7 protein-coding genes are annotated in these 9,955 nt (G+C 63.5%); 4 read left to right on the top strand and 3 right to left on the bottom strand.

What is annotated here, in order from left to right; all coding sequences use genetic code 11:
• Positions 1–145: 145 nt before the first annotated feature.
• Positions 146–1,264 carry an alanine dehydrogenase gene (gene ald / locus AC2W7L_RS18075; protein ID WP_486005569.1) on the bottom strand — a complete coding sequence of 373 codons (1,119 nt, stop codon included), beginning with the start codon at positions 1,262–1,264 and terminating at the stop codon, positions 146–148.
• A 320-nt stretch (positions 1,265–1,584) separates the two neighbouring features.
• Between ald and AC2W7L_RS18080 the strand changes: the two genes are divergently transcribed.
• Genes AC2W7L_RS18080 through AC2W7L_RS18090 form a run of 3 tightly spaced genes read left to right on the top strand, consistent with a single transcriptional unit; the run spans position 1,585 to position 6,192 of the window.
• The gene (locus AC2W7L_RS18080) at positions 1,585–1,788 is read left to right on the top strand and encodes a hypothetical protein (protein WP_167200832.1); all 204 of its coding nucleotides are present in this window, start codon (positions 1,585–1,587) and stop codon (positions 1,786–1,788) included.
• 4 nt (positions 1,789–1,792) lie between these two features.
• The gene (glnA, locus tag AC2W7L_RS18085) at positions 1,793–3,151 is read left to right on the top strand and encodes a type I glutamate--ammonia ligase (RefSeq protein WP_486005570.1); all 1,359 of its coding nucleotides are present in this window, start codon (positions 1,793–1,795) and stop codon (positions 3,149–3,151) included.
• Complete coding sequence (locus AC2W7L_RS18090; RefSeq protein WP_486005571.1) at positions 3,151–6,192, top strand: bifunctional [glutamine synthetase] adenylyltransferase/[glutamine synthetase]-adenylyl-L-tyrosine phosphorylase; 3,042 nt, start codon at positions 3,151–3,153, stop codon at positions 6,190–6,192. The genes glnA (AC2W7L_RS18085) and AC2W7L_RS18090 overlap by 1 nt, the downstream gene beginning before the upstream one ends.
• Before the next feature lie 73 nt (positions 6,193–6,265).
• Here AC2W7L_RS18090 and AC2W7L_RS18095 read toward each other — a convergent pair whose 3' ends face one another.
• Positions 6,266–7,687 (bottom strand): mycothione reductase, encoded by a 1,422-nt coding sequence (locus tag AC2W7L_RS18095; protein WP_486005572.1) that lies wholly within the window; start codon positions 7,685–7,687, stop codon positions 6,266–6,268.
• A 194-nt stretch (positions 7,688–7,881) separates the two neighbouring features.
• Positions 7,882–9,306: a type I glutamate--ammonia ligase gene (glnA, locus tag AC2W7L_RS18100; RefSeq protein ID WP_169252217.1), complete on the bottom strand. Its 1,425-nt coding sequence runs from the start codon at positions 9,304–9,306 to the stop codon at positions 7,882–7,884.
• 143 nt (positions 9,307–9,449) lie between these two features.
• On the opposite strand from glnA (AC2W7L_RS18100), the gene AC2W7L_RS18105 reads away from it, so the two are divergent.
• Entirely contained in the window at positions 9,450–9,890 is a 441-nt protein-coding gene (locus tag AC2W7L_RS18105; protein ID WP_173154345.1) for an RDD family protein, read from the top strand.
• Positions 9,891–9,955 lie beyond the last annotated feature (65 nt).

The raw sequence follows: 9,955 nt of genomic DNA on the forward strand, positions 1-9,955 counted from the left end.
CCACTCATTTGGTGTAAGCAACCTAGTGAGTCAGGTCGTTCACAACCTAGTGAGCGAGGTTGTCAGCAACGTATTGAGTGAGGTTGTCAGCAAGGTCGCGAGTTTCCACACGAGGTTGCTGAGCCGCCGTCAGGTAGTAATTGGGTCAGTTGGCTAGGGCGTGGGCCACGGATACAGCCTCGAAGCCGAACGCCTCAGCGATGTTGTCGTTCGTCACATGACCGTTGTGGATGTTGAGGCCGCGAGCCAGAGCCGCATCGTTCGACAGCGCCTGATGCCATCCCTGATCGGCGATCTTCACAGCAAACGGCAGAGTCGCGTTCGTCAGAGCCGCCGTCGCCGTGTTCGGCACCGCACCGGGCATATTCGCCACGCAGTAGTAGACCGAGTTATGGACGGTGAACGTCGGATCGTCGTGAGTCGTGGGACGAGAGTTCTCGAAGCAGCCGCCCTGGTCGATGGCGATATCGACGAGAACCGAACCCGGCTTCATCCCGGCGACCATCTCGTCGGTCACAAGCTTCGGAGCCTTCTTGCCCGGAATGAGCACCGAACCGATGACAAGGTCTGCAGAGGCCAGAGACTTCGTGATCTCATACGTGTTCGACACCTTCGTGCCGATGGCACCGGCGAAGGTCTCATCGATCTGCCGCAGACGCGGAATGTTGATGTCGATGACCTCGACAGCCGCCCCGAGACCCAGAGCCATCCGGGCGGCGTTCGTTCCGGCCACACCGGCACCGATGACGACGACATTCGCCCGCTCGACACCGGGAACACCGGACAGCAGGATGCCGCGACCGCCACCCGCCTTGAGCAGACTATGGGCACCGACCTGAGTCGACAGGCGTCCGGCGATCTCGCTCATCGGAGCCAGCAGCGGCAGTCCGCCGCCGTCGGGCTGGACGGTCTCATATGCGATGGCCGTAGTGCCGGCCTCCATCAGAGCGTTGGTGAGCGCCTCGTCGGCGGCGAGGTGGAGGTAGGTGAACAGAACGAGGTCCTTGCGCAGGAACCCGTATTCCTGAGTGATGGGTTCCTTGACCTTGAGCACGAGATCGCCGGCAGCCCACGTGGCGGCGGCGTCGGGGGCGATCGTCGCTCCGGCTGCTTCGTATTCGGCATCGGTGATGAAGGAGCCCTCGCCGGCTCCTGCCTGCACGGTGACCTCGTGGCCGTGGGCGACGAGTTCGTGGACGCCGGCAGCGGTGATGGCGACTCTGAATTCGTTGTTCTTGACCTCTGTGGGCACTGAAATGCGCATGATGTGTCCTTCTCTCCTGATGGTGTGCCGCAGGGGCGGCGGCGACCGACTTCTCCGTCTGCCGTCGATGGTGTCAACTCTATTCCTTTGAAGGTTTGGAGAGCAAACCTTTAAACCTGTTTTCGTCATCAGAATTGCGGAATCAGTGTGTCTGAGTACCAGATATCGCGGAAATCATGATTCCAGTCGCGCTCAGACGGCACCAAAGGCGCAGATGAGGCCGCTTCCGGTGCGTCTGCGACAGGTGCCGTCAGTTCGTCTCCTGAAACGGTAAGCTGAAAGGGTCAATGCAGAACCCCGCTGAGGAGAGAAGGCTCGCCATGGGACTCTACGAAGATATCGACGACCCGAACTCGAAGTACTACTTCAACCTCGAGACGAACACCGTCGAAAAGGGTCTGGTCAGCGATTGGACCCACCGCATGGGGCCATACGAGACCGAGGAAGTCGCCCGCGCCGCCCTGGACAAGGCACGTGAGCGCAATCAGAAGTGGGACGAAGACGACGAGAAGTGGAACGGCTGAACTGATGTCGCGTCAGGAGGAATTCGTTCTCAGGACTGTCGAGGATCGTGAAGTGCGATTCATCCGACTCTGGTTCACCGATGTCCTCGGACAGTTGAAGTCCGTGGCCATCGTCCCCGCCGAGCTCGAAGGTGCCTTCTCCGAAGGCATCGGGTTCGATGGTTCGGCAGTCGAGGGACTGTCGCGAGTGTTCGAGGCCGATATGGTCCTCAAACCCGACCCCTCGACATTCTCTCTGCTGCCCTGGCGCGGGGAGATCGAACCGACCGGGAGGATGTTCTGCGACATCCACGTTCCCGGGGGAGAACCGGCACCGGCTGACCCGCGCAACGTCCTCAAACGCACTCTGGCGAAAGCCGCCGAACGCGGCTTCACCTTCTATGTGCATCCTGAGATCGAGTTCTACCTGTTCAAGACCGACAATCTCGATCCGGTCTCCGGGATCAGCGACGGCACCGCGCCGATGCCCGTCGACACGGCCGGCTACTTCGACCATGTCAACGGCGGAACGGCCAATGACTTCCGCCGCGAAGCCGTCACCATGCTCGAAGCCATGGGACTGTCGGTGGAGTTCTCCCACCACGAGGCCGGACCCGGTCAGAACGAGATCGATCTGCGCTATGCCGACGCCCTGACGATGGCCGACAACGTCATGACGTTCCGGTCGGTCATCAAAGAGGTCGCGATCTCCCAAGGTGTCTACGCCTCATTCATGCCCAAGCCGATGGCCGAGCACCCGGGCAACGGGATGCACACACACGTCTCCCTGTTCGAGGGCGAGAACAATGCTTTCTTCGAGCCCGGTGCCGAATATCAACTGTCGAGGACCGGTCGCCAGTTCATTGCCGGGCTGCTCACCCACGCCGCCGAGATCTCCGCGGTGACCAACCAGCACGTGAACTCGTATAAGCGGCTGTGGACGGGCCACGAAGCCCCGTCCTACATCTCGTGGGGCCACCGCAACCGTTCCGCTCTCGTGCGGGTCCCGCAGTACAACTCCGGCAAGTCCTCATCCGCCCGTGTCGAATACCGTGCACTGGACTCCGCTGCGAACCCCTACCTGTCCTATGCGCTCATGCTCGCGGCGGGACTCAAAGGGATCGAAGAGGGCTACGAACTGCCCGAGGAAGCCGAGGACAACGTCTGGCTGCTCTCGTCCACCGAACGTCGGGCGATGGGCATCGAAGCGCTGCCGCGCAGCCTGTCCCATGCCCTTGAGCTGATGGAAGGCTCGGACCTCGTCGCAGAGACCCTGGGCGAGGAGGTGTTCGACTTCTTCCTGCGCAATAAGCGACAGGAATGGACCGACTACCGTGCCCAGGTGACTCCGTACGAACTCGCCAAGCATTTCACCTCGATGTGATGACAGCGATCACCTCTCGCACCACCAGCATCCCGGATGCGACGGCTCGATTCCTTCATGAGGTCGACGAGCTTCTCGGAGAGCCATTGGCCACCGACTCGCGGTTCGTCGACCTGCTCATGGCCGTGCCTGACCCGCACGGGGCGGCGTTGGGTCTGCTGCGCGTGGTCGAGGCAGCAGAGGAGGAATCAGCTGCGCTGCTGGACGCGGTGAGGTCGGGAAACAACGGCGACCTCGCCGAGGATGAACTCAACCGTCCGCTCCTGGCGCGCCTGCTCGCGGTGGTCGGCACCTCGGAGGCGATGGTCGACCACCTTGTCCGGCACCCCGATTCCCTCTCTCTGCTGCTCGCCCCGGACCCGTTCCTGCTGATCTCCACACCAGCCGCCTCGGCGGTGTCACTGCGTGCTGAGATGCTCACGGTCCTCGGTGCGGACCCCGACGACCCGGCTCCGCGTGCCACCGTGACCGGAGATGAAGGGGTCAAGACGCTGCGACGGAACTACCGAGACGCTGTGCTTCGCCTCGTCGCCGACGACCTGTCGGCGGAATCCCCGGACGAGATCGTCGACCATGTCATGGCCGTCCTGTCCGACCTGGCCGCAGCCGCGCTCGATGCGGCCCTGGCCATTGCGCGGGCGGAGATCGACGAGGCGGCCGACATCCGTCTTGCGGTCATCGCCCTGGGCAAGACCGGAGCACGCGAACTCAACTATGTCTCCGACGTCGACGTCGTCTTCGTCCTCGACTCCGCCGAGACCGATGGAGCCAGGAATCTGGCGACCGACCTTGCCCAACGCATGCGCAGCATCCTCTCCGATGCCGGCGGCGAGCCCGCGCTGTGGGAGGTCGACACGGCGCTGCGTCCCGAGGGCAAAGCCGGAGCGCTCGTGCGCACGCTCTCGGAGTTCGAACACTATTACGCCGATATCGCCGAGAACTGGGAGTTCCAGGCCCTCCTCAAAGCCCGACCCGTCGCCGGTGACGTCGAGGTGGGGGAGGCGTTCTCCGAATCCCTTCTGCCCTTGGTCTGGAAGGCGGCCAGCCGGCCGGGCTTCATCGACGGGATCCGGGCGATGCGCCGACGCGTCGTCGACCTCATCCCGGCTGTGGAGGCCCCACGACAGATCAAACTGGGGCGCGGCGGACTGCGGGACGTCGAATTCTCCGCTCAGATGCTCCAGCTCGTCCACGGACGCAACGACGAAGACATCCGCACCCCGAATACACTCGTTGCTCTCGGTGAGCTAGGAGAACACGGCTATATCGGCCAGCAGGATGCATCCGTCTTCTCCACCGCGTACCGCTTCATGCGCGTCGTCGAACACCGCGTCCAGATCCCGAGGATGATGCGCAATGCGCTCATTCCCGACGATGAGGCCAAGCTCCGAACGTTGGCCCGTTCGGTCTTCCGGTCAGGTTCACGGACCGGCGACCGCCTCGAACAGGCGCGCCGCGATTATGCGAAGCAGGTCACCCGCCTCCATGAGCAGATCTTCTATCGGCCCATCCTCGAAGCGGCCGTCGGCGTCCACGGAGCCGTCGTGGACGCGCAGAAGCGGGGTTCGAGCCTGCAGGCGGCCGCCGATCGTCTCCAGGCTTTCGGATATGTGGACCCGCAGGGCGCTTTGAGCCATATCAAGGCCCTGACCACAGGGATGTCGCGCACTGCCATGGTCATCAAGCAGGTGCTTCCGGCGCTACTCGACTGGTTCTCCGACGGTGTCGAACCCGATCGAGCACTGCTGGCCTTCCGACGACTCAGCGAATCGCTGTCATCGTCCGGGTGGTTCCTCAAGATGCTCCGTGACTCCGGCCTGGCCGCCAAATCGGTGGCCGAGGTCCTCTCCCTGTCCGGGTATGCGACGGAGCTTCTGCTGCGCCGGCCCGCCGCTGTCGCCTGGCTGGACCGTCATGCGAATCTCGAAGCTCGTGACCTCTCGATCCTCAACGCCGAGGTCGACGGGTTGCTCAAGCGCCATGGCGCCGATGCGGTGACTTCGATCCGCGAGACGTACAGCCGTGAACTGCTGCGGATCGCTCTGCGCGACGTCCTCAACGTCGGCGAACGCACCGAGATACCCGGTGATCTCTCCGATCTCATGGACTTGGCGGTCCGAGGGGCCCTGCAGGCAGTCCGAATTGACCTCGACGGTCCTGACACTCCGAGCTACGAATTGGGGATCATCGCTATGGGCCGTTGGGGCGGTCGGGAGATCGGCTATTTCTCCGACGCCGATGCGATGTTCGTCTACCGCCCCGTGTCAGACGATCTCGACGCCGAGGCCCGTGGAAAACTGAGCAAACACGTGACGAAGGTGGCGCTCCAACTGTCATCGCGACTCAAAGCCAGCGAAGGAGCCCAGGGGGTCGACCTCGATGCTGATCTGCGTCCGGAAGGCAAGAACGGGCCGTTGGTACGCAGTCTCTCGTCCTACCAGGCCTATTACGCGAAGTGGTCCCAGCCATGGGAGGCACAGGCGCTGCTGCGGGCGCGCCCAGTGGCCGGCGATGACGGTCTCTTCGAGGCATTCCTGGCACTCATCGATCCGTTGCGCTATCCGGAGGAGATGCCGCAGAAGGCGTTGACACAGGTGCGCACGCTCAAAGCGCGAATGGAAGACGAACGGCTGCCCCGCAATGCCGATAAGCGGCGGCACCTCAAACTCGGCCGAGGCAGCCTCTCCGATGTCGAATGGACCGTCCAGCTCCTCCAGCTCCAACACGGGCATCGCCTGGAAGGTCTGCGTACGACTTCGACTCTGCCGGCGCTTGAGGTCGCCACGGACGAAGATCTGCTGCCCGCCGAGGATGCCGAACAGCTGGCGGCGGCATGGCAGCTGGCCACGGACGTGCGTTCGGCCGTGATGCTCTTTCGCGGTCGCACCGCCGAATCGCTGCCGGCCGATCACACCGAACTCGAGGCCACGGCCCGCCTGCTCGGCTATCCGGCAGGGGCGGGCCATGACCTCGAAGACGACTACCTGCGCACCACCAGGCACGCACGGTCCGTGATGGAGCACCGCTTCTACGATTTCTGAGGCACTGGCTGCGGCAGATCGCCGAGGTGAGAATTCCCCCGGGCGCCGGCTGAGTCAGATTTCGGTCGACGGGTCAGTCGGCGAATTCGAGCCCGAGCAGGGCATTCTCGATCACCTCGGGCAGAGCCGGGTGGATCCAATACTGCCCCGTGGCCACCTCGTCGGCCTTCTGCCCGAAGGCCATGGCCTGGATGAGAGGTTGGATGAGCATCGAGGCTTCGTGGCCGACGATATGCGCGCCGAGGATGTGCCTGGAGCGGCGATCGGCGATGATCTTCACGATTCCCGGATCATCGGCCATCGCCCAGCCGTAGGCGACATCGGAGAACTTCTGCACCTTGACAGTGACGTCATGTCCGGCCTCCGCGGCCTGCGCCTCGGTCATGCCCACATAGGCGACCTGAGGGGAGGAGAACACAGCGCCGGGAACTGCATGATGGTTGACTACGGTGAGGTCATCGGCCAGTGCACTGCCCGGCGCGCCAGCCGCGACATCGGCGGCGAGGTTGCGGCCGACGACCTTCGCTTCGTGGTTGGCGACGTGCTTGAGCTGGTGCGGTGAGGAGATGTCCCCGAGAGCGAACATTCCCGGCACCGGCTGTCCGGCGGAGAGGACTCGTTGGTGCTCGTCCACGGACAGGCGCTTCCCATCGGTGATGTCGAGACCGGCGGCCTCGACATCGAGTTCGGCGGTGTTGGGGACCCTTCCCGTGGCCACGAGCACACCGTCGGCGGTGATCGACTCCGGCAGGTCCGCCTCGGCGAGGCGCCCGCTGGGTTCGAGGGTCACTGTGACCTCTCCGTCGGCGATGTCGATCTGCTTGGCCTGAGCCCCATGGACCACGGTGTGGGCGGAGTCGAAGATCCGGGTGAACTCGTCGGCGACCTCCTCGTCGATATTGCCCAGGAGACGTGGGCCGCGGGCCAGGACGGTCACCTCGGTGCCGAGGGCGGCGAAGACATGGGCGAATTCCATGGCGACGATCCCGGAGCCGATGATGACCAGGCGTCGCGGTTGATCGGCGCGGCGCATCACGGTGTTCGAGGTGAAGACAGGGTACTCGGCGGTGTCGATGCGGGCGGTGTCGAGTCCGTCGATGTCGGGGATGACGGGGTGGGCGCCGGCTGCGATGACGATGCGATCGGCGGTGATTTCCTCACCGGAGGCGGTGGCCACGGTTTTCTCGCCGGTGAAGTGAACGTGTTCGGGGACGACGGTGACGTTGGGTTGACGGTCGCTGCTGCGGTACTCGCGTCCTCCGGATTCGATCGCGTCGATGCGGGAGAAGATGCGGTCCTGGAGTCCGGTCCAATCCACTTTCGGGTGGGTCGGGGTGAGGTTGTAGCGGTCGGCCTCGGTGGCCTGTTCGGCGAGGGTAGCGGGGTAGACGAACATCTTCGTCGGGATGCACCCGACGTTGAGGCAGGTACCGCCGAAGTGCCATTCCTCGGCGATGGCGGTCTTCAGTCCGGCGAACCGCTTGTCGAGGAACATGTTCCCGATCCGGTGCCGATGAGCAGCAGGTCATAGTGCGTCAAAGTCCATCCCTCCGATGGTGCGTGATCCGACCGGCCGCGTCGACGGCCGCAGAGCCGAAAGGGCGCCACGGGTGAAAACCCGTGACGCCCTCACTCTATTCCACTGGGCTGCAGGATCTCAGCTCGGCTGAGGTCGGCCGCCGGCCGAGATCAGAGTGCGTAGTAGAGCTCGAACTCCGTCGGTGTCGGACGCAGGCGAGCGACATCGAGTTCGTTCTCACGCTTGATGCGGATCCATGTCTCGATGAGGTCGGGGGTGAACACGTCCCCGGCGGTGAGGAAGTCGTGGTCCTTCTCCAGCTCGATGAGAGCCTCGTCGAGGGTGCCGGGGACGAGCTTGATGTCCTTGGCCTCCTCCGGCGGGAGCTCGTAGAGGTCCTTGTCGATGGGCTCCGGGGGCTCGATGCGGTTGCGGATGCCGTCGAGTCCGGCCATCAGCTGCGCCGAGAACGCGAGGTAGGGGTTCGACGAGGGGTCGGGTACGCGGAACTCGAGGCGCTTGGCCTTCGGCGAGGAACCGGTCACAGGAATGCGGATCGCGGCCGAACGGTTGCGTGCCGAGTAGACGAGGTTGACCGGAGCCTCATAGCCGGGCACGAGTCGACGGTAGGAGTTGATAGTCGGGTTCGTGAAGGCGAGCACGGCGCCGGCATGCTCGATGAGGCCGCCGATGTACCAGCGGGCGAGGTCGGAGAGCCCGCCGTAGCCGTTCTCGTCATAGAACAGGGGCTCGCCGTTCTTCCACAGCGACTGGTGGCAGTGCATTCCCGAACCGTTGTCGTCGAACATCGGCTTGGGCATGAAGGTCGCAGACTTGCCGTTGGCGAACGCAGTGTTCTTGATGACGTACTTGAAGTCGAGCAGCTGGTCGGCGGCGTGCTGGAGGGTGTTGAACTTGTAGTTGATCTCCTGCTGACCCGCGGTGCCGACCTCGTGGTGGGCCCGTTCCATCTCGAAGCCGATCTGCTCGAGCGTCAGCGACATCTCGTCACGAATATCAGCGAAGTGGTCCTGTGGAGAGACGGGGAAGTACCCGCTCTTGTGCGGGGTCTTGTAGCCGAGATTGCCGCCGGCCTCATCGGCGCCGGTGTTCCACGCTGCTTCCTCGGAGTCGATGCGGTAGAAGCTGTTGCCGGGAGTGTTCTCGTACTGGATAGAGTCGAAGAGGTAGAACTCCGCCTCGGCGCCGTAGAAAGCCGTGTCGGCGATGCCGGTGCTCTGCAGGTAAGCCTCGGCTTTGGCCGCGACCTGCCGGGGATCGCGGGAGTACGGCTCGTCGGTGAAGGGGTCGACGATCGAATGCGTGACGACCAGAGTCTTCGCCTCACGGAACGGATCGATGTAGGCGGAGGTGACATCGGCGAGCAGTTTCATGTCGGACTCGTGGATGCCCTGGAAGCCTGTGATGGAGGACCCGTCGAAGAGCAGACCTTCGGTGATCTCCTCCGTGCCGTATGAGGCGGCGGGGAGGTTGAAGTGCTGGACCACACCGGGCAGGTCGCAGAACCGGACATCGACGAATTTGACGTCGTTGTCCGAAATGAAATTGACGAGTTCTTCAGCAGACGAGAACACTTAGGTCTCCTAGTTCGTGTACGGTGGCCGTTTGTCCTGACCGCAGTCGATTCTAGTCGCAGAAGAATGAAGTGGTGATGTCGGTCATGTTTCGGGCATGTTTCCTGAGGATCCATTCAGCTCGGATTCCGTAGGCTGGGGGAGTGATCAATCGTGACGACCTTGGTTCCTGGCTCGAAGGACCCCGGTTCGACAGGGATGACGACGACTGGCCCGGTAAGCGGCTCGGTCTGCCTGTCAACGGCTCGCATTCGCTGGCCCCGGCGTGGAAACGCATCCTCGCCCTGCTCGTCGACTGGCTGATGTGTCTGGCGATCGCCAATCTCATCGATCCGGCGAATCCGGTTCTGGCTCCCGCCATCTTCGCACTCGAGAATTTCGTGCTCGTGGGCACTCTCGGCTACTCGGTGGGGCATCGCCTCTTCGGCATCGAGGTCCGCCGCCTCGACGGCCATGTGCCGGGACTGCTCAAGTCGCTCATCCGCGCCGTTCTCGTGGTGCTCGTCATTCCGGCGCTCATCTTCAACCGCGACAACCGCGGAGTCCATGACCTCGCTGCCGGTACCGTCATCCTCCGCCGCTGACCCCCTCTATCCCCAATTACTACCTGACGGCGGCTCAGCAACCTGGCGCGAGGTTGCTGGGCCGC

It is taken from the genome of Brevibacterium sp. LAARM3_SD1, assembly GCF_057364765.1.